This is a genomic window from Faecalibacter sp., assembly GCF_057177045.1.
Window position 1 is genome coordinate 2,500,309 of the sequence record NZ_CM169987.1, and the last position, 20,385, is coordinate 2,520,693.

The 20,385-nt window shown below is 32.6% G+C and carries 15 protein-coding genes; 11 read left to right on the forward strand and 4 right to left on the reverse strand.

Going from position 1 to position 20,385, the window contains the following annotated elements:
* Positions 1-37: 37 nt before the first annotated feature.
* Both AC1QSP_RS11665 and hutH read right to left on the reverse strand, forming a co-directional pair.
* Entirely contained in the window at positions 38-667 is a 630-nt protein-coding gene (locus AC1QSP_RS11665) for a transposase (protein WP_484078841.1), read from the reverse strand.
* 78 nt (positions 668-745) lie between these two features.
* Positions 746-2,254, reverse strand: a complete 1,509-nt coding sequence (gene hutH / locus AC1QSP_RS11670; RefSeq protein WP_484078842.1) for a histidine ammonia-lyase — start codon at positions 2,252-2,254, stop codon at positions 746-748.
* Positions 2,255-2,391: 137 nt separating this feature from the next.
* Here hutH and folE point away from each other — a divergent pair, with 137 nt between their 5' ends.
* From folE to AC1QSP_RS11720, 10 genes are all read left to right on the forward strand, one after another.
* Complete coding sequence (gene folE, locus AC1QSP_RS11675) at positions 2,392-3,069, forward strand: GTP cyclohydrolase I FolE (RefSeq protein ID WP_484078843.1); 678 nt, start codon at positions 2,392-2,394, stop codon at positions 3,067-3,069.
* A 24-nt stretch (positions 3,070-3,093) separates the two neighbouring features.
* Positions 3,094-4,563, forward strand: coding sequence for a cysteine--tRNA ligase (cysS, locus tag AC1QSP_RS11680; protein ID WP_484078844.1), 1,470 nt, complete (start codon positions 3,094-3,096; stop codon positions 4,561-4,563).
* Between the two features lie 164 nt (positions 4,564-4,727).
* Positions 4,728-7,784, forward strand: a complete 3,057-nt coding sequence (locus AC1QSP_RS11685; RefSeq protein ID WP_484078845.1) for a SusC/RagA family TonB-linked outer membrane protein — start codon at positions 4,728-4,730, stop codon at positions 7,782-7,784.
* A 23-nt stretch (positions 7,785-7,807) separates the two neighbouring features.
* Positions 7,808-9,268 (forward strand): RagB/SusD family nutrient uptake outer membrane protein, encoded by a 1,461-nt coding sequence (locus AC1QSP_RS11690; RefSeq protein ID WP_484078846.1) that lies wholly within the window; start codon positions 7,808-7,810, stop codon positions 9,266-9,268.
* A 98-nt stretch (positions 9,269-9,366) separates the two neighbouring features.
* A complete protein-coding gene (locus tag AC1QSP_RS11695) occupies positions 9,367-11,319 on the forward strand; it encodes a putative porin (protein ID WP_484078847.1) in 1,953 nt (650 codons plus the stop codon).
* 137 nt (positions 11,320-11,456) lie between these two features.
* A complete protein-coding gene (locus AC1QSP_RS11700) occupies positions 11,457-12,485 on the forward strand; it encodes an alpha/beta hydrolase (protein ID WP_484078848.1) in 1,029 nt (342 codons plus the stop codon).
* A 132-nt stretch (positions 12,486-12,617) separates the two neighbouring features.
* Complete coding sequence (locus AC1QSP_RS11705; RefSeq protein WP_484078849.1) at positions 12,618-13,361, forward strand: GLPGLI family protein; 744 nt, start codon at positions 12,618-12,620, stop codon at positions 13,359-13,361.
* A gap of 11 nt (positions 13,362-13,372) precedes the next feature.
* Positions 13,373-15,997: a TonB-dependent receptor gene (locus AC1QSP_RS11710; protein WP_484078850.1), complete on the forward strand. Its 2,625-nt coding sequence runs from the start codon at positions 13,373-13,375 to the stop codon at positions 15,995-15,997.
* A 64-nt stretch (positions 15,998-16,061) separates the two neighbouring features.
* Positions 16,062-17,153, forward strand: a complete 1,092-nt coding sequence (locus AC1QSP_RS11715) for a DUF2891 domain-containing protein (protein WP_484078851.1) — start codon at positions 16,062-16,064, stop codon at positions 17,151-17,153.
* An 11-nt stretch (positions 17,154-17,164) separates the two neighbouring features.
* The gene (locus AC1QSP_RS11720) at positions 17,165-17,548 is read left to right on the forward strand and encodes an HAD family hydrolase (RefSeq protein WP_484078852.1); all 384 of its coding nucleotides are present in this window, start codon (positions 17,165-17,167) and stop codon (positions 17,546-17,548) included.
* A 32-nt stretch (positions 17,549-17,580) separates the two neighbouring features.
* Here AC1QSP_RS11720 and AC1QSP_RS11725 read toward each other — a convergent pair whose 3' ends face one another.
* Together AC1QSP_RS11725 and dusB are read right to left on the reverse strand one after the other, a co-directional pair.
* A complete protein-coding gene (locus tag AC1QSP_RS11725; protein ID WP_484078853.1) occupies positions 17,581-18,687 on the reverse strand; it encodes a DcaP family trimeric outer membrane transporter in 1,107 nt (368 codons plus the stop codon).
* 446 nt (positions 18,688-19,133) lie between these two features.
* Positions 19,134-20,132, reverse strand: a complete 999-nt coding sequence (gene dusB / locus AC1QSP_RS11730) for a tRNA dihydrouridine synthase DusB (RefSeq protein WP_484078854.1) — start codon at positions 20,130-20,132, stop codon at positions 19,134-19,136.
* A gap of 34 nt (positions 20,133-20,166) precedes the next feature.
* Between dusB and AC1QSP_RS11735 the strand changes: the two genes are divergently transcribed.
* Positions 20,167-20,382: an AtpZ/AtpI family protein gene (locus AC1QSP_RS11735; RefSeq protein WP_484078855.1), complete on the forward strand. Its 216-nt coding sequence runs from the start codon at positions 20,167-20,169 to the stop codon at positions 20,380-20,382.
* Positions 20,383-20,385 lie beyond the last annotated feature (3 nt).

A 20,385-nucleotide genomic window follows, 5' to 3' on the forward strand; every position in this document is an offset into this window, starting at 1 on the left:
AAATATATTTAGGTTGTTAATTTGTGAAACATCCTTGTCAAGGTTCCAAACCTTGACAAGGATTATAATCCGTTTCTTTATTGTGACTACTTATAAAATTCTCCTTATCATCAAAAAGTTTAATTAATTTATTAACATGAATTAAATTTTCCGCATGGTTTAGAATTTTCCCATAAGAAGAATATTTATACTCTCTAAAATTGTCGATCAAATCATGTGACTGAGGGTTTCGATGAATATAAATGATTACGTTTTTAAGATATTCCTCTGAGCTAATTGCTTTTCTTTTAAAAGGTGATTCTATTAAAGCACCATGTCTTTTATTTTCTTTGTTAAATGCTTGTGTGTAAGAATTAAAAATTTTAGAAAATTGTTTTGAAAATATATTTCGAGGAGAATGTAAACCTTTAGATGCAGCCTTGTCAAGGTTTTGAACCTTGACAAGGCTAGTTAATTCATTTAATGACTTAATTTTTACTAACAGATGAAAATGATTCGGTAATAAACAATAAGCATAAATGTCAGCTACTTGTGTGAGATACTGATTTAATTTTTGAATGAAAAAATCATAATTCCTTTCTGATTTAAATATGATTTCACCATTGATTCCTCTATTATAAATATGGTAAAATTTATCCGCTTCGATAGGTAATGTTCTGATATCCATTTTCTATTCTATCCTCTTTATTTGTTTTAAAATCCTTGTCAAAGTTTTAAACCTTGACAAGGATGATAGCTTTTAATTTTAAAACTTCATGATTAATTCTTGAAACTCCTCGGTTTGTAACAAGTCAATAATATTATTCATATCCTCACCAATCAAACGATCATCTTCTAATTTTGGACAAACTTCGCGTACTGCTGCAAAAACTTGTTCTAAATAGGGACTGCTTTGTTTTGGTCTTCTAAATTCTAATCCTTGACACGCATACATTAACTCGATGGCTAAAATACGTTCCACATTATCTAACACTTGATTGAATTTTCGTCCTGATATACTTCCCATCGAAACGTGGTCTTCTTGTCCTAAAGAAGTTGGAATACTATCGGCAGAAGCAGGGAAACATAAGGTTTTGTTTTCTGTACATAAAGCCGCAGAAGTGTATTGCGGAATCATAAATCCTGAATTTAAACCAGAGCTTTCCGTTAATAATTTGGGTAAACCGTATTTTCCTTCGATTAATAAATATTGGCGACGATCGGAGATATTTCCTAATTCAGAAGCGGCAACAGTTGCATAATCTAACGCCATGGCTAATGGTTGCCCGTGGAAGTTTCCGCCTGAAATCGCTTCTTCATCTGAAATGACAATCGGATTATCGGTTACTGAATTCAATTCGATTTCAGCTAATTCTTGTAAATGGAAAAAGGCATTTCTTGATGCGCCATGTACTTGGGGAATGCATCGTAACGAATAAGGATCTTGGACACGTCCACAATTGATATGTGAATGAGCAATGCCCGAGCCTTCTAATAATTTTCGCATACGTTCGGCAACCAAAACCGTTCCTTTGAACGCACGAATTTCGTGTAATTCGGCTTTGAACGGACTTGGAGAACCTTCGTAAGCTTCTAAGGATAAAGCACCCACGACATCCGCTAAGTTTAATAAATATTCAAATTTCTTTAAGCCGTGTAAGGCGTGTGATAAGATGAATTGAGTTCCATTGATTAATCCTAAACCTTCTTTAGCCGATAAATGTAGGGGTTGTAAATTGTGTTTGGCTAAAGCTTCTTTCGTTGAAATAATTTTGTCTCCTTCCCATACTTTACCTTCTCCAATCAGAGGCAAAAATAAATGAGATAGAGGCGCTAAATCTCCAGAGGCACCAACTGAACCTTTTTCAGGGACAACGGGGATAATATCTTTCTCCACCATTAATAGAATTCGTTCCACGACTTCTAAGGTTACACCCGAATAACCTTTGGCTAATGCGTGTGCTTTGGCTACTAACATGGTCTTGGATAATTCCTTTTTAATTGGATTTCCGACCCCAACGGCATGGCTGATTAATAAGTTATGTTGTAATTTTCTGGTTTCTTCTTCGGATATTTTGGTGTCGCATAAAGGTCCAAAACCAGTATTGATGCCGTAAACGGTTTGACCAGAAGCTACGATTTTAGCTACATTTTGTTGTGAAGTGGAGAGTTGAGCTTTGCTTTGTTCTGTCAGTAAAATTTGGTTATTTCCAGCTTGAATTGCTTTAAAATCTTCGAAAGAAATAAAGTCTACTCCTAGAGTTTTTGTTTTCATTTATGGTAGTTTGCGTTCAACCAAAGATAAACTTTTCTCGGATTGTTTAAAATATACTATTGAAATAGAGCTAATAATTGACATGAGATAAGGTTTTATCTCCTCAACTTTTATAAATTTGCTAAAATTTTAAAGTAATGTGTGATAAACATCTTCATGACGAGATAGGAGACGACCACATGTCAGCGAACTTAGAGACTCCTTTAAGAGACGATGCATTTGAGTTGTCAGTAGAAGAAAAAGTTGCTATGATTGAATCGGATTTCCGTCACATCATGGAAACTTTAGGTTTAGATTTAACAGATGATAGTTTGAAAGGGACACCAAAACGTGTAGCGAAGATGTTCGTGAAAGAGATTTTTGGAGGATTATTACCAGAGCGTAAGCCAGGTATGTCTACTTTCGACAATAAATATAACTACAACCAAATGTTGGTTGAGAAGGATATCGTCGTTTATTCCACGTGCGAACACCACTTCTTGCCAATTGTAGGTCGTGCTCACGTAGGTTACATTTCGAAAGGAAAAGTAATCGGATTATCAAAAATGAATCGTATTGTAGAATATTATGCTAAACGTCCTCAAGTACAAGAGCGTCTAACAATGCAAATTGTAAAAGCGATGCAAGAAGCTTTAGGTACGGATGATGTGGCATGTATTATCGATGCAAAACACTTATGTGTGAATTCTCGTGGTATTAAAGATATCGAATCAAGCACTGTTACAGCAGAGTTTGGTGGAGCATTTAAAGATGATGAGCAATTAAGAAAAGAGTTTATTGCCTATATCGGGATGAAAACACCTTTTCAAGTATAAGAATCAAAACATAAAATCGAAAAGATGGTAAAAGAACATCAATTAAAAGTACACAATTCCTTATCGGGACAAAAAGAGACATTCGAGCCAATTAACAAAGATTACGTTGGGATGTATGTTTGTGGACCTACGGTTTACAGCAATGTTCACTTAGGAAACGTGCGTACTTTTATGTCTTTCGATATGATTTATCGTTACCTTCAATTTTTAGGGTACAAAGTGCGTTACGTTCGTAATATCACGGATGTGGGGCATTTATTAGACGATACAGATGAAGATAAAATCTCTAAAAAAGCACGTTTAGAGAAATTAGAACCGATGGAAATTGTACAAAAATATACCGTAGATTTCCACGAAGTTTTAAGAAAATTCAACAACTTTCCACCAAATGTCGAACCTACTGCAACGGGACACATTGTAGAGCAAATTGAAATTACGCAAGATTTAATTGCCAAAGGATTAGCTTACGAGTCCAATGGTTCTGTGTATTTTGATGTCAAAAAATACAACGAAGAAGGTGGTGATTATGGTGTTTTATCCAACCGTAACATCGAAGAGTTATTTGCAAATACAAGAACTTTAGATGGGCAAGATGAAAAACGTAATCCTCAAGATTTCGCGTTATGGAAAAAAGCATTACCAGAGCACATTATGCGTTGGCCTTCACCTTGGGGAGATGGTTTCCCAGGATGGCACTTAGAGTGTACGGTAATGTCGACAAAATATTTAGGAGAACAGTTTGATATCCACGGAGGAGGAATGGATTTAAAATTCCCTCATCACGAATGTGAGATTGCACAAGCCAAAGGTGCTTATGGTCATTCGCCTGTAAAATATTGGTTACACGCCAATATGTTAACCTTGAATGGACAAAAGATGTCGAAATCGACAGGAAATACCATTTTACCAAACGAATTAATCACAGGGGATAATGATTTCTTCGAGAAAGGTTTCTCTCCGATGGTGATTCGTTTCTTTATGATGCAAGCGCATTACCGCTCAATGTTAGATTTTTCTAATGATGCGTTATTGGCTTCAGAGAAAGGATACAATCGTTTAATGGAAGCAATTAAAACATTAGAAGGTTTAACGACAAGTGCTACATCTTCAGTAAATATTCAAGAGTGGGCAACTAAGTTGTATGCTGCCATGGACGATGATTTTAATACGCCAATTTTAATTGCGCATTTATTTGATGGGGTTAAAATGATTAATTCAATCAAAGATGGTTCTGAGACGATTACTGCAGAAGATTTAGAAGTGTTAGCGACAACCATCAAAGGATTTGTTTTTGAAGTTTTAGGAATTCAAAATGAAGAAGATGGTAATGCAAATACAGAAAAATTAGATGGAGTCATCAAAATGTTAATTGATATGCGAGTTCAAGCACGTACAGATAAAAACTGGGCGTTATCTGACCAAATACGTGATCAGTTAGCTGCTTTAGGCATCCAATTAAAAGATGGTAAAGACGGAACGACGTATACATTTTAAAATGTTCTGATACATAAAAACTTAAAAAGGGATTCTTAAAAGAATCCCTTTTTTCGTTTATAATGTTAAATGTTTATTGCGTTTAATGATTTTTCTGAATTAAAATTTGTTAATTTCTGTTAAATTATACATATTTGTCATAATTAGCACTAAAAAATTAACAAATGAGGAAAAAACTTACGTCATTAGGCGTATTATCATTATTCCTAATGGGTGGTATGGCCTATGCGCAAATCACAGGGGTAATTAAGGACTCTAATGGATTCCCATTAGAGGCAGCAGAAGTTATATTAGAAAGAACTGGTGCAACAGTTTTGACCGATGAGTCGGGTGCATTTTCAATCGATGCAAAAATTGGTGATACGTTAAAAGTAATTGATATTAATGGGGAGGAGAAAGTCATTAAAGTTGCTTCAAACCATATCGGTGAAATTAAATTCCAAAATCCAAAAGATGAAATTAATTTAGGAACAGTTAATTTGGTTGGAGGGATTAAAATGGACGCTTCTCAAAAAGTAGGAGCATACGATATCATTAAAAAGGAGGATTTTGAATTAGCTCCAACTGCATCGATTGATGAGGTTTTAAATGGTCGTGTAGCCGGTTTAGTATTCTCAACGAATTCAGGAGATCCAGGGTCAACAAATATCATTACAATTCGTGGGGTTGGATCCATCATTGGTACTCCAAATCCATTATATGTTATTGATGGAGTGGTTGTAGGTAAAGGTTCAGATAATGCAGGATTAATGGAATCTTGGAATCCAATTGCCTCAATTGATCCAAATATGATTGAAGATGTAACAGTTTTAAAAGATGCATCGGCTACGGCTTTATATGGAGCACGTGGTGCAAACGGTGTAATCGTCGTTAAAACGAAAAAAGGTAAATATGGATCTAAAACACGATTTAATTTATCTTCGGATATGGCGATGCAATCCATTGCTTATGATAAGCAAAACTGGATGAATGCGGACGAGTATATCCAATGGGGAGGTTTAGCCTATTTCAATACGGGTGCTTATGCCAGCAGAGAAGCAGCTACAACTTACTTTAGAGATTCTTACTTAAATTATGATGGAGTAACGGATACCGATTGGCAATCTGCTGTCATGCGAAAAACAGCTTCTGTTCGTACGTACAATTTCTCTGCTTCTGGAGGTTCAGAAAATACATCTTTCCGTATTGGAGGATCATTCTATGAAAACAAACCATTAGTATTAAATTCAAAATTTGATCGTTTAAGTGTGAATACAGCACTTGAACATAAAATTGAGGATAAATTAAATTTAGGGATTAGCTTAAACTTTACAAATGTTGAAAGAACATCTGTTAGTGATGGTGGAGCTTTCCGTAATCCTTGGTTACAATCATGGGCTATTTCGCCAACGCGTCCAATCTACAACGCTGATGGTTCATACAACCAATTAGCTTTAGGGCCTGGTAATGATAACTTCAATCCAGTAGCTTTACAAAATACAGATTTCTTAAAAGGAGGAATTCAAACCTATTTAGGTTCGATCAATGGAGAATGGCAATTTGCTAAAAACTTCTATTTATATACATTATTTGGAGCGCAATTCCAAAAATTAGACGAAAAGGAATATTGGGGACCAACGATGGGTGATGGTCTAAATTACAATGGTATGGTTTCTAAGGCTGCTACCAATGTATTTGACTGGAACTGGCAAAACTCGGTTTCTTATCGTAACGTTTTCAATGATATGCACGATTTATCTGCATGGGCTGGGGTAGAATACCAAGAGCATAAATACAATGGATATTATGCAACGGTTTCTGATTTAGAAGAACCGAGACCTTACTTATCGTATGGAAAAGAAAGATTAGGAACTTCTGATAGTTTTTATAAATGGACTCAGATTTCGTATTTTTCTCGTTTAAACTATATCTATAATACTAAATTCACATTATCTGCTCAATTAAGACATGATGCCAATTCAACGTTAGGAATCAATAATAAATCAGGAGTTTTCTGGTCTGTTGGAGGTAGTTATAATTTAGCAAAAGAATTATTTGCACCTAAAGTTTTATCAACTTTCATGTTAAGAGCAAATTATGGTGAAATTGGTAATATTCCTTACGCAGATAACTGGGGATCTCAATATAATGCTTACTCAATTTCATCGTTAGGTTTATATGGTGATAATACTTCAAGTGAGTACATTGGTACAGCTGGAGATCCAAATTTATCATGGGAGATTTCGAAACAATGGAACGTTGGAGCAGATTTAGGATTTATTGAAAATAAATTAGTTTTCGGTGTTGATGTGTACCATAAACGAACGGTAGATGCAATTTATAATGGTGTAATTGCTCCACAAAATGGTACTCCAGGAAGTTATTTAACTAACATTGGGGAAATTTCGAACAAAGGGGTAGAAATGACGATTAATGCAAAACCAATCAATAAAGAGTTCCGTTGGAACCTTTATGGAAACTTTGCGTACAACAAGAATATTCTAGAAAAATTCTCAGATAATCCGGATCAAATTATTGCTGCTTCAGGGAACGGAATTAGAGCCTTAGGAGAAGGTCATGAAATTGGAGAATATTACACTTATACATGGGCTGGTGTAGATCGCGAGACGGGTGCTGCGTTATACTATACAGATGAAACGCGTACGGCTACGACAACAGATAAAGGTCAAGCAAAACGTGTGTGGCAAGGTATTTCACCATTCCCAAAATATACAGCAGGTATTAAAAGTGAATTTGCTTACAAAGGAATTTCATTAAGTGTATTCTTCACAGGACAATTTGAATATGCTGTTCATAACATGTGGCAAAATTATGTGTTAGGTGATGGAACTTCATTAAACTATAACCAAACAACAGATGCGTTATATGATTCTTGGACACCAGACAATAAAGATGCAAAAAACCCTATTCAGTTAGCAGGAAATGCTTCTCAATCGAATTTATTATCTTCTCGTTGGATGAGAGATGGTGATCATATCCGTTTAAAAGAAGCTCGTGTTGCTTATTCGTTTGGAGATAAATTTAAAAAGCAAACGGGTATTGATAACTTAACTATCTATATGAAGGGGGTTAACTTATGGTTATATACTTTCGATAAAGACTTGACTTTTGACCCAGAATCAAATTCAAATGCTTATGGAGGTTGGGCAGGAAAAGGTTTATATGATTATACCTCTCCAATTATGAAATCAATCTCTTTAGGATTCCAAATTGATTTCTAATTCACACAATTAATGATTTTATTATGAAAGGAAAGAATTTATTTAAAATAGCAGTTTTAGCATTAGTACCATTTTTCTATTCTTGTGATGAGGAAAGATTGGATGAGCGTCCTTTAATTGGTGATGTTTTTGAACCAACAGATGGTCTTAAAAATGTTGAGCAGATGGAGCGTTTTGTTGTTGGAGGTTATACATCTTTAGCTTCTTCTACAAATTTCGGAGCCAATTTATTGATTTATGGTGATTTAATCTCTGACAATATCTTTGTTTCTCAAACAAATGATGGATATTACCAAACAGAAAATGCATTGTCATGGATTGGTGATACATCCTTTGGTCAATACCAAGGATTATATACAGCGATTCAACGTGTAAACTTTGTAATTAATGAGCAAAATTTACCAGAAACGGATCAAGTCAAAAGTCTTCAAGGGGAAGCAAAAATTATTAGAGGTTTATCATATTTCTATTTAATGCAATTATTTGCTCCTAATCCAACTTCAGGAATGCATCAAGAATATGGTGTGCCTTTAAAGTTAGGAATCTATAACATTTATGATAATAAAGGTCGCGCAACTGTTGAAGAAGTGTATGATCAGATTGTTAAAGATCTTGAAGAAGGTATTACTGAGATGTCTCCATCAAGCCGTGCATCTAAATCTTATTTATCTCCAACAGCGGGAAAATTTATTTTATCCAAAGTGTTATTAACAAGAGGTAAAGCTGGAGATTATGAACGAGCTGCGCAATTGGCTTCTGAAGTCTTGTACAATTCACCAGCAAATTTCGAAATGATTGAATCAAGTCAATTATACGATTATTTTACGGCTAATGAAGTTACAAAACATGAAGATCAGAATGAAACCATTTGGGAGATTGAACAAACGTTAGTAAATACATTAGGAATCAACTCTCACCCAGCAGCTTTTTATTCTAATACAGGAGCACATCGATCGTTATTAGCACGTTTATCATTTTATAATTCGTTCGAGACTTCAGATGTTCGTCGTGCATTGTTTAATACAGCAGGTACCCCAAACACAGATGATCCAAAAGGGGTTTGGTTACGTAAGTATCCTCGTTATGTGATTGTGGATAATGCGAATAATAATTATGCTGGAAATATAAAAGTGTTCCGTATGACAGAGGCATTATTTGTTCAGATGGAAGCTTTAGCGAAAGCTGGACAAAAAGGTCAAGCTGTAACATTACTAAATGAATATGTAGCGTCTCGTGGAAGCTCTGCTGTATATAATGAAGGAAATGTTTTAGAAGGAATCTTATTAGAGAAACAAAAAGAATTTATTGGAGAAGGTCATCGTTTTTATGATTTAAAACGTAATAACTTAGGTTTCGATAAAGTGACAAATTGTGGAGCAGGTCGTTGTGATGTTCCGGCAAATGATCGAATTTTTGTTTTCCCAATGCCATTAACAGAACGTGATATGGTACCAGAAATCAAACAATATCCAGACTGGCAATAAGTCCAACTAAAATTATATAAATTTTAACCCACTCCATGCGAGTGGGTTTTTTTGTTCTCTCATATTTTGCATTACTTTTGTATTGTTATAACAATTTTATGAAGAAGTATTTTTTCATGTCTTTATTGAGTTTCGCAGCTTGGGTTAATGCACAATCTAGCGACTCAATACAAACCAAATCTTTAAAACCTTTAAAGGGAAATACAACCAATGATTCCATCCAGATTTTTAAAACTAAAATTCAGGATTATCAATATTGGACTGAAAATTCTAAAACGTCAATTATCGATACGACTTTATCGATAAAGAACTATTATAATCAGAATTTTCTGAAGCGAGATTTATTTGGTAAAATGATTTTTCCAAATAGTGGATCAGTAGTGGTGGATCTCGAATTGCAAGATAAGCCATTTGCCATTGCTTTACTTCCTCACGGTAAAAAGTATAATTACTACGGCGTTGATGATATTAAATATTATGATGTTAAAACACCTTATACCGAATTTATTTATGAAGCAGGAGTCAAGGAAGGAAATTTTCTGTCAACGACGTTTTCGCATAATATTAGCAAACAATTCAACTATACTTTACACTATCGTGGTTTAAATTCTGAAGGACGATTTGCACAAGAAGCAAGTAAAAACAATTCCTTTGTATTTTCGACCAATTTTAAATCCAAGAATGAACGTTTAAAAATTCAAGGGCATTGGGCTTCTCAGAAATTTTTAAATTCGGAGAATGGTGGTGTACAAGATATTTATGATTTTATATATCAAGACGATCGTCGTTTATCGAATGTGAGAAACATCAAAATGAATTTGCAAAATGCGCGTTCAGAATTTGATGCACGTCGTGTGCATTTAACGGGATCTTACGGTATTTTAAAACGTATCAATCCAACTGATTCTTCGGTGTATCATCCCATTCAATTGAAAAATACAATTTCTTACGAGAAGCAGAAATTACGTTTTGAACAACAAACACCAGAATACTTTACTTCTCCTGTAATAGGGAGCTACAATACGGATTATAAATTTTCAAAAAACTTCAGTAATATTACCACTGCTGGATTTCAATGGAATGATCGTTTAGCCATTGAAGCAGGGATTAAATTTCAGAATGTATCCATTGGTGTAGATGAATTATTGGTAAATAATAATCCCGAGATTACAGTTCAACCATTGCCAACCAAATGGTCCGAAAGTCTTTTTGGGGTGGTAGGTCAATTGAATTTCGATTGGAATGAAAAAGTGAAATTAAGAGCGAATGCAGAATTATTGCAAGGTAGTCAATACAATGGATTGTACAACTTGGATGCTGCATTGGACATTCAACCGGTAGCAGGTTATACGTTAACGGCGGGTATATTAGCACAATCAAATATGCCATCGCTAAATATGATTTATAATCAAAGTTTCTATGCGGATTATAATTATCTGAATGATTTTGCAAAAGAAAATTCTCAAAAAATTTATGGGATATTATCGTTTGATAAAATCAATACTTCAGTTGAGGCTGCAGTACATAACTTAGATCATTATGTGTACGTTGATTCGGATTATTTACCGAAGCAATTGGATGATAACATTAATTATTTCAAATTAAAATTTGCGAACCATTTGAAGTTTGCTAAAAACTTTCACTTAGTTTCTACACTGCAATACCAAAACGTAACGAAGAATGAGCGATATATGCCATTGCCTGATTTTATGTTACGTGAAACCTTATATTGGCAAGGTAAAATTTTTGAGGGTAAAGCAGAAGTACAAGCAGGTCTTAACGGATCGTATTTTACGAAATATGACGCCTTACGCTATAATCCAATCATTGGTGAAATGATGCTTCAGGATCAAGAGAATATTCAAGAAATTGGAAACTTTCCTATTATTGATGCTTTCTTGAATTTTAAAGTACAAAATATGCGTTTTTATATTCGTGCGGAACATTTGAATTCAATGTTTTCTAAAGAACCAAATTATTTTTCTGCACCAGGTGTTCCATACCGCGCTTTCAAATTCCAAGTGGGATTGAAATGGAATATTTTTACATAATTAAATTGTGAGTCTGAATCTATCGAAGAGTATTCATAATAACTTTAAAACGGCTTCTGATGAGGTCGTTTTTTTTATGTGTAAAATCATTCTTTAGATTGATTCTAAATAATTAATTTTAAAGAAAAATCAACATAGTGAAAAAACTACTTTATTTAATTGTTTTATTTATCAGTCAATTGACCTTTGCACAAGAAAAAGTTACGATTGGTGAGATTCAGAAAATTCAATCCAAAATTCTTGGAACTGAAAGAGAAATATGGATTAATCTGCCTGCTTCCTATTCCGACACAAGATTGCATCCCGCGAAATATCCGGTTATTTATGTTTTGGATGCTGAGGATCAATTTACGTTTTTAACAGGAATTGTCAATAAATTTCAAAAAGGACATTACCAAGAAATGCCCGAATCGATTGTTGTCGGAATAACCAATAAAAATGGTGATCGTACCAAAGATTTTACCCATCATAACGACAAGCATTTTCTTCAATTTATCCAAATGGAATTGTTTCCATTTATCGAAAAGCATTATCGTGTACAAGATTATCGCCTATTGCTTGGGCATTCTTTGGGTGGATATTTTGCTTTAAAAACACTATATCATCAACCAGAAACTTTTAACGGGTATGTAGCCCACGATCCAAGTATTTGGTTCAACGATTTTGAATTGAAAAATTTATATCAAAATGTAAAATCGAATGATTTTAAAAATCGCTTTTTGATGATTACCCAAGTAGGTGAACGTCAAAATTTTGGACATTTGCAAGAGCATTATGGAGGAATAAAAGCGGTTCATTCATTGATTAACGATTCAAAAAATCAATCGTTAAATTATACTTACCGTCAATATGCAGACGAAGAACACGGATCGGTACCAATGATTGGAAACATTGATTTTATGCGTTGGATGTTCGATGGTTATCGCATCAATATTAAAGATGTTCCAAACCAACCAAATCTAATTGAAAATACATTTAAAGCGTTTTCATCGAAAAGAAATTATACATTTCAACCGCAAGAAACCTATATTCATTTAGTGGCTACTTATTTAGTCAAACAAAAGAAATTTGATTTAGCGAAGAAGTATTTTGAATATAATGTGAATCAGTTTCCTCAAAGTAAACAAGCGAAAGAAGCGTTTGAAAATTTTAAATCTGTAGATTAAATTACTCTAAGCTTATCGATGAATTAATGATAATATTAATTAAAGTTACTCATTTTTAACTAATTAATTTTTGCTATTTATTTATTTATTTATTTATTTATTTGGGATGTTGATGAAAATAAATTTTATACAATGAAATTGAAGAAAACTTTAAGTTGTTTATTAATAATAATAAGTACGTTTTTAATTGCACAAAGTAACCTTAAAATAAGTTATAAATATGAATACAATTGGAAGAATGCACCAAATTATACTGTTCCTTCTTTATTAAAAATGAGTGAAGATAAATCTTTATTTATTATAGATCATAGTAGAAATGGATTTAATGATGAAGAATTAGAGGCGAATAATATTATACAAGTAAAATCAAAAAATAATTTTGTTGCTTATTTTAAAGATTATTTAAAAGACACAATCTATTATGACAATGTAATTGAGTTTAGACATTTTCCTACAAAAGATCCCATTCAAATTTTTAATTGGGAACTAACCAATCAAACAAAAAACGTATTGGGGTACGAATGTCAACGTGCAGTTGTACATCATTTTGGACGAACATATCATGCTTTTTTTACGACAGAATTAGGCTTTACACATGGAGGGCCTTGGAAATTTGATGGTTTACCAGGAGTAATATTAGAAGTTTATTCTTTGGATAATGAATTCAAAATAACAGCTACACAAATTCAGTTAAAAAACGAAGACATAATAATTGATAATCCGTATAAGGAGACTAAAAAGTTTATCGATTTTAAAGAATATCAAAGACTTTATCAACAAAAATATAAAGAGGCTAACAAAACTGAAATTAATGCTGATGGTAGTACAAGTTCTGAAAGTATGCCTAAATGTCAAATTGAATGTTTGGTTGATTAATTGTATAAAATTTGAAGAATATAATCTTAGGTTTTCTAATATTTTTAGGAAATCTTGTGCATGGACAACTTATTAAAGGAAATATAACAGATGAAGATGGAAAACCACTTTCATCTGTTTCTGTATTGGTGAAAAATCAATCGACGCAATTAATCGAAAAATTTACGACCACTAAATTTAATGGACAATTTCAGTTGGATTTATCCGAAGTTAATGATACAATTTATTTAGAAGTTTATAAGTTAGGATACGAAAAAGAATATCAGTCAATCATCAAATCTGATTTGAAATTAGAAAATCAAATCAATTTTATTTTATCTAAAAGTAATGTACAATTAAAAGAAGTTTTAATTAAGAGTACAAAACCTTTTACGATAAAAGATGATACCGTAAATTATAACGTTAATCATTATAAGAGTGATTTGGATAAGAGCATAGAAGATGTTCTAAAGAAAATGCCTGGAATTACTGTAGAGGATAATGGGACAATAAAATATAAAAATAAGCCCATCGAAAAATTATTGCTTGATGGTGATGATTTATTTGGTCATCAATATACCAATGGTTCTAAAAACATTTCGCCAGATATCATCGATCAAGTACAAGCGATAGATAATTTTGAAGAAAATCCTCTTCTTAAAAATATAAAACATACCGATCAAGTTGCTCTTAATCTTAAATTGAAAAAAGGAATGGCTGACGTTTCTTTTAATTTTGATTTGGCAGGAGGGCTAGAAGATAGAATCCAAGTAAAAGGAAATGAATTGACGGTTTCTAATGCTATTAAAAATTTCACTACAATTTCTTATAATAATACTGGATTAAATGAAACTCCATTTGATTATTTTTCTGGAAATTCAGATGTTGCACAATCTAAAATTCAAGAAAATTTGGGAGCAAATTTAGTTAGTGAAAATACATTTAACAGTGATGTAGGTGCGCAACGTGCCAACAACAATAAATATTGGTACGGAAATACAAATACCATTTTCAAAATCTCGAAAGCAACTAATCTTCGATTAAATTTTACTGCGTTAAAAGATCGTATACAATATGAATCGTCAAATTTAACGAATTACTTATTTGATGAAAATGAACTAATTTTTTCTGAGTTAAATGAAGTAATCAAAAGACCTACACTTTACGATTTGAATGTAAAACTAACATGGAAAAATAAAACTAAATCGATGATTGAATATGATTTTGTTTATCGTTATAACCATACAACAATTGATAATTTATATGAATCGAATTATAGAAACAATTTCCAAAGTCGTTTATATTCCAAAAACAATTATTTAAGAAATCATTTTTTATACACAGAAAAAATCAACAATAAACAAAGTTTACAATTGCATTCGCAATTTTCTATAAATGAAAAACCTCAAGAATTTACACTTTCACCAGGTGTTGACTTATTAGGATTAAATCAACATATCACAAATACCAATCAATTTAGTGCTTTTGATAAATATTTCACTTCTATAGGATTTAATTTCTATGGTCGTAATTCGTTGGGTAAATACGAACTAAATGCTATTCAAAGTTTAGTAAATAATAAATTATCATCACAAATTTTTCAAGAAAATACCATTTTAGAAAATCAATATTTCAATAATATGAAATATGACATTATTAATAGTGCAATAGAAGGTAAATACACTTTTGTTTTAGGAAAATTAACGTGGATAAATTCATTGAAGTTTAAAAATTATTGGATCAAGAATAAGCAAAATCATTTATATCATCTTGTTTTTAATCCAAATGTAAATCTAATCTATCGCTTTGATCCTCAAAATAGTTTAAGTTTTAATTATACAGCAGACGAAAAATTACCACAAGACAATAATTTTTATGAAAATTATATCTTAGTTAATCATCGAACGCTTCGCAATAATACAGATACATTTAAGTTACAAAAATTTCAGAAGTTTAGTTTAGATTTTTCCAATCAAAGTGCCTATCATCAATTTACGTGGCGAATTAATAGTAATTATTATATCAATCAAAACAATCTATTCTCTGATATAGTAATCGAAAATGATTTAACGAAAGTTTCAACATTTTTATTAAACACAAAAAATAAAACTTTTGATGCCTCAACTTCTTTAGAAAAATATTATTACCCTTTAAGAAGTAATTTTAGATTACGATTAGGTTACAATTGGATGAATTATCAAAACAGAGTAAATAATTCTGATTTAAGAACAAATATTAATCAAAGTTTTAATGTGAATTTCTTTGTAAAATCATCTTTTAATTTTCCTATTAACTTCGAAAACAACCTTACGTATTTAAATAATCAAAATTTTACAGAAGGTTTCAATCAACGATTTAAGTTTTCTTCACTATCAAATTCAGCTAAGGTTTTAATCAAACCAAGTAAATCTTTATTCTTTAATATTACTTGGGACTATTTTAAACCAAATTTAGATTCAAAAAGTGAATATCATTTTTTAGATACTTATATGTTTTTCAAACCGAAAAAAGACAATTATACTCTGTATTTAAAAGGTGCAAATCTGCTGAATAATAAAACTTTTGAGATGAAAAATATTAGCGATTATTATAATAATTTTTCAAGTTATTCTCTAAATCAACGTTATATTTTATTGGGAATTAATTTTAGGTTATAAAAACGACTTCTGAGAAGGTCGTTTTTTTGTTTATAAATTTATTAGCTTCGTAAAAATAACTTTTATGAAACGCTTATTATTTTTATCTGCTTTAGTCTCTTCTACAGCTTTTGCACAAGAGTTGAAAATAGAACAAGCACAAAAGATTTTCGAATTACCGACGCATTGCATTACGATAGAATATCCCAACAAATTGGGAAATGTTTTAGGAAGCGATGCGGATTTGAAAACACCGAAACAATTACGTCCTATATTTTATGGATGTTTTGATTGGCATTCTTCGGTTCACGGATTTTGGTCGATTGTAAAGTTGATGAAAGATTTTCCGGAATTGGATAAAAATGGCGAAGTTCGACAACAGTTAAATGCATTAATCACTGCTGAAAATGTGGCCGTAGAAAAAGCCTTTTTCGAAGATAAGAATAACCGAAATTTCGAACGTACTTACGGATGGGCGTGGTTACTTCAACTACAAATGGAATTGAACAAATGGCAAGATGCAGATGCGCAACGTTGGGCGAAAAATCTTCAACCCTTAAGTGATTTGATTGTTGAAAAGTATAAAGTCTATTTACCAAAATTGGTTTATCCTGTGCGTACCGGAACACATGATAATACGGCTTTTGGATTGAGTTTAGCGATTGATTATGCTCGATCGGTAAATGATAAAGCATTTGAACAATCGATTATCGAAAATGCGAATCGATTATATCAAAAAGATAAAGGATGTAATCTTGGTTTTGAACCAAGTGGATCCGATTTTCTTTCGGCTTGTTTAGAAGAAGCTTTACTAATGTCGAAGTTTACACCTGAAAAAGAATATAAAAAATGGTTAAAAGCGTTTTTACCACCATTATTTGATCGAAAACACGAACTAAAACCAGGAATTGTTTCGGATCGAACGGATGGACAATTGGTACATTTGGATGGATTAAATTTTAGTCGTGCAACAGCATTGTATCAAATTGCAAATAAATTACCAGAATTAAATTATTTAAACACGTGGGCCGATCATCATTTTAATTATTCGTTCAATAATATTTCAAATGACGATTATATGGGAAGTCATTGGTTAGGAACTTTTGCATTGTATGCATTGAAAACTAAGAGAGATATAGAGATTCGTAATGCATTGTCAGGTAAAGTTTTTAATTAAATCAATTTATCATGTTCAAAGATCAAGAAGGAAATTATAAATTGAAAGTAGCTTTCGACTATGATGATACGTTAACCGATGACGTTTTGTTTCAATTGGCAAAGCGATTAATTCGTAAAGGTCACGATGTTTGGATAATGACCGTTCGTACAAGTAATGAACAGTATTTAGAACATTATAAAAGAATGAATCTTGAACCTAAATTAGAAGGTCGAAACGAAGATTTGTTAAGAGATGCGAAAGAATTAGGAATCGAAAATAAAATCATTTATACCGATGGAGAAGATAAATTAGAATTTTATCAAGAACATCAATTTGATTTATTGTTTGATGACGATGCCGATTGGCACACGAATCCGATTTGCAAGAATGGTGGAATCGGAATTCACATATAAAAAAAAAGCCATCTTAAACAAGATGGCTTTTATTAAAACATATAAACAGCTGAAAATTGTAAACGCGCTTGTTCACTTAATTTGTCATTGTATCGATCAACAAAACCGTAAGTAAAATCCATACCCGTTTTAAAATTTGCGGTAGGTTGATACATGGTATTGAATCCCACATGCTGAACCGATTTTAAATTTTTATTGCTATTCCCATCCATATATTCTTTTTTTCCAACAGTTGAGTAGCTGTAGAAAAGTACAGAACTCCACTTTTTATTCCACCAATATTCATATGCACCTAATAAAGATAATACAGGAAGTGTTTTAAGGGATTGTTGGGTTCTCGCATCTACAACAGCATCATATCCGTCTCCGCTAAATGCTACGACACGAGTTGACACCCCTTTACCTGCAAATGCACCTAATTTGAAATTGCTTAATTCATCGGTGTAAATATTTGAGGTCAGATTAATCCCATACCCAAATTTTGTGTTGGTTTCAAATTCATCTTCTGATGTTCGTCGTTCTTGATATGAAATTGGACTAATAATTCCTGCTGCACGAACATAGGAATGCTGACCATATTTATACGTTCCAACTAAGTTAGGATATAATGATTTAGATTTCCATAAATCGTTATCAGGTAAAGTAACACTTGGAATGGCTGGATCTTCTAACGCAACTTCAAATCGGTTTTTTGAATTGATTTGCTTTGCATATTGGATCAGCATTCGGCGTCCATAAGCTGCTGCATTAGGTCCATTAAAATCAAGGATATTAGGCCAAGTATTAATATCATCCACTGTACTCCAATCTTGACCAATTTTCCAGTTTTTGTAGGTAATGAATATTTTTCTTAAACGGGGTTGAGTCTTATTGTCTGGCCCAATGAAGTCAATTTGTACAAAACCTCTAATACCAGTAGAATTATTAGTTATTCCTAATCCTAATTGTGTTTGACGCATGGAAATGTAAGAATGGTAATCGGTACGATTGGATTCTAAGTAAGAAGGATAAAATCCATCTACAAAAACTGCTTTTTTGTTATCGATAATAACATCCGCTTGTACAAAACCAGAAAAATCAACAGACCATTCTTTTTGAGGTGGAGACAAATGTTTTTCGGATTCATGGACTGAATCCATAGGTGTTTCTATTAGCTGGGCATGCAATAGCATACTGCAGAACATTAGAAAATAAAATGATATACTTTTCATGTCATGGATGATCAAAAATCAATCATGATAGCAAACATTTTTAAAGTTTATATGGTAGGGGTTATATTAAGGTTGCGAAATAACGACAAATATTCTAATTTCTAATGCTTGAACTTATAGTAAAATAAAATTCATGATTTGAATAATTTTATAATATATTATTCAATGATTTACGTTTTGTAAAGAAGAATTTAAGTGAATCATAAAATATATACGAATGCAATATTTTTAATCGTAAAAAAACATGTTCTTGCATCTGTATGTTGTCGAGGAATTTATCACCCTTTGAACCCTTTTTGGTATTTAAATCATAAAAAAAGCCACTATCTAAAAAGTATAAATAGTGGCCATTTGTTTTATAGTCTTAAAATCGATTACAAACTATTTAATAAAGTAGGAATAAATACTTCTTCGATTTCATTAAACGTCGCCTCTAGGTCAGCTAAATTATCTTGTGTGACCAACTTTGTACGATAAGGTTTGAAATTAGGAATTCCTTTAAAGTAATTTGTATAATGCATACGTGTTTCTAAAATTCCTGTACGTTCTCCTTTCCATTCAATTGCCCATTTCAAGTGGTTTTTAGCCGCTTCCATGCGTTCAAAAATGGTCGGTTCTGGTAACAATTCTCCTGTTTCACGATAATGTTTGATGTGATTAAAAATCCAAGGATATCCAATTGCTGCACGCCCAATCATCACACCATCAACACCATATTTTTCTTTATATTCTACGGCTTTTTGAGGCGAATCGATATCCCCATTTCCAAAAATTGGAATTTCGATATTTGGATTTGCTTTTACACGAGCAATATGCGACCAATCCGAATGACCTTTATACATCTGTGCACGTGTACGACCGTGAATAGCTAATGCTTTAATTCCGGTATCTTGTAAGCGTTGCGCCACTTCATCAATATTAATCGAATCATGATCCCATCCTAAACGTGTTTTAACTGTTACGGGTAAATGTGTGCTTTCTACAACTGATTTGGTTAATTTCACCATTAAATCAATATCTTTTAACACGCCAGCACCAGCCCCTTTACAAACTACTTTTTTAACTGGACACCCAAAATTAATATCTACCAAATCAGGTTCAACAGTCTCCACAATTTTAGCAGACATCGCCATTGCTTCTTCATCTCCACCAAAAATTTGAATCCCAATTGGTCTTTCATAATCAAAAATGTCCAACTTCATTCGACTTTTTATGGCGTCACGAATTAATCCTTCAGAGGAAATAAATTCCGTATACATTAGATCTGCGCCATGTTCCTTACATAAACGACGGAATGGCGGATCACTTACATCTTCCATCGGTGCAAGTAACAAAGGGAAGTCTGGTAACTCTATGTTTCCTATCTTTACCACTAGAAATAATTTTTTGCAAAATTACGGAATTATTATGAAACAAGACCCTAAGACAAAAAACGTAAATAATTTCTTGAAATTTTCTGGAATGGGAATTCAAATGGCCTTAACGATTGCTATCTTTGCCGGAATTGGTTATTGGTTAGATGGGAAATATGAAACAAAACAACCGTATTGGACAGCAGCATTATCGCTTATAGGAGTGTTTGGAGGAATATTTTCGGTGATTCGCCAATTGCCAAAAGACTAATTT

Excerpts from the sequence above, each read along its gene's own strand:
- AC1QSP_RS11665 (WP_484078841.1), bottom strand. The coding sequence starts at position 667 with ATGGATATCAGAACATTACCTATCGAAGCGGATAAATTTTACCATATT.
- AC1QSP_RS11685 (WP_484078845.1), top strand. The coding sequence starts at position 4,728 with ATGAGGAAAAAACTTACGTCATTAGGCGTATTATCATTATTCCTAATG.
- AC1QSP_RS11735 (WP_484078855.1), top strand. The coding sequence starts at position 20,167 with ATGAAACAAGACCCTAAGACAAAAAACGTAAATAATTTCTTGAAATTT.
- AC1QSP_RS11725 (WP_484078853.1), bottom strand. The coding sequence starts at position 18,687 with ATGGATTCAGTCCATGAATCCGAAAAACATTTGTCTCCACCTCAAAAA.
- AC1QSP_RS11695 (WP_484078847.1), top strand. The coding sequence starts at position 9,367 with ATGAAGAAGTATTTTTTCATGTCTTTATTGAGTTTCGCAGCTTGGGTT.
- AC1QSP_RS11690 (WP_484078846.1), top strand. The coding sequence starts at position 7,808 with ATGAAAGGAAAGAATTTATTTAAAATAGCAGTTTTAGCATTAGTACCA.
- AC1QSP_RS11705 (WP_484078849.1), top strand. The coding sequence starts at position 12,618 with ATGAAATTGAAGAAAACTTTAAGTTGTTTATTAATAATAATAAGTACG.
- folE (WP_484078843.1), top strand. The coding sequence starts at position 2,392 with ATGTGTGATAAACATCTTCATGACGAGATAGGAGACGACCACATGTCA.
- cysS (WP_484078844.1), top strand. The coding sequence starts at position 3,094 with ATGGTAAAAGAACATCAATTAAAAGTACACAATTCCTTATCGGGACAA.
- AC1QSP_RS11715 (WP_484078851.1), top strand. The coding sequence starts at position 16,062 with ATGAAACGCTTATTATTTTTATCTGCTTTAGTCTCTTCTACAGCTTTT.
- hutH (WP_484078842.1), bottom strand. The coding sequence starts at position 2,254 with ATGAAAACAAAAACTCTAGGAGTAGACTTTATTTCTTTCGAAGATTTT.
- AC1QSP_RS11720 (WP_484078852.1), top strand. The coding sequence starts at position 17,165 with ATGTTCAAAGATCAAGAAGGAAATTATAAATTGAAAGTAGCTTTCGAC.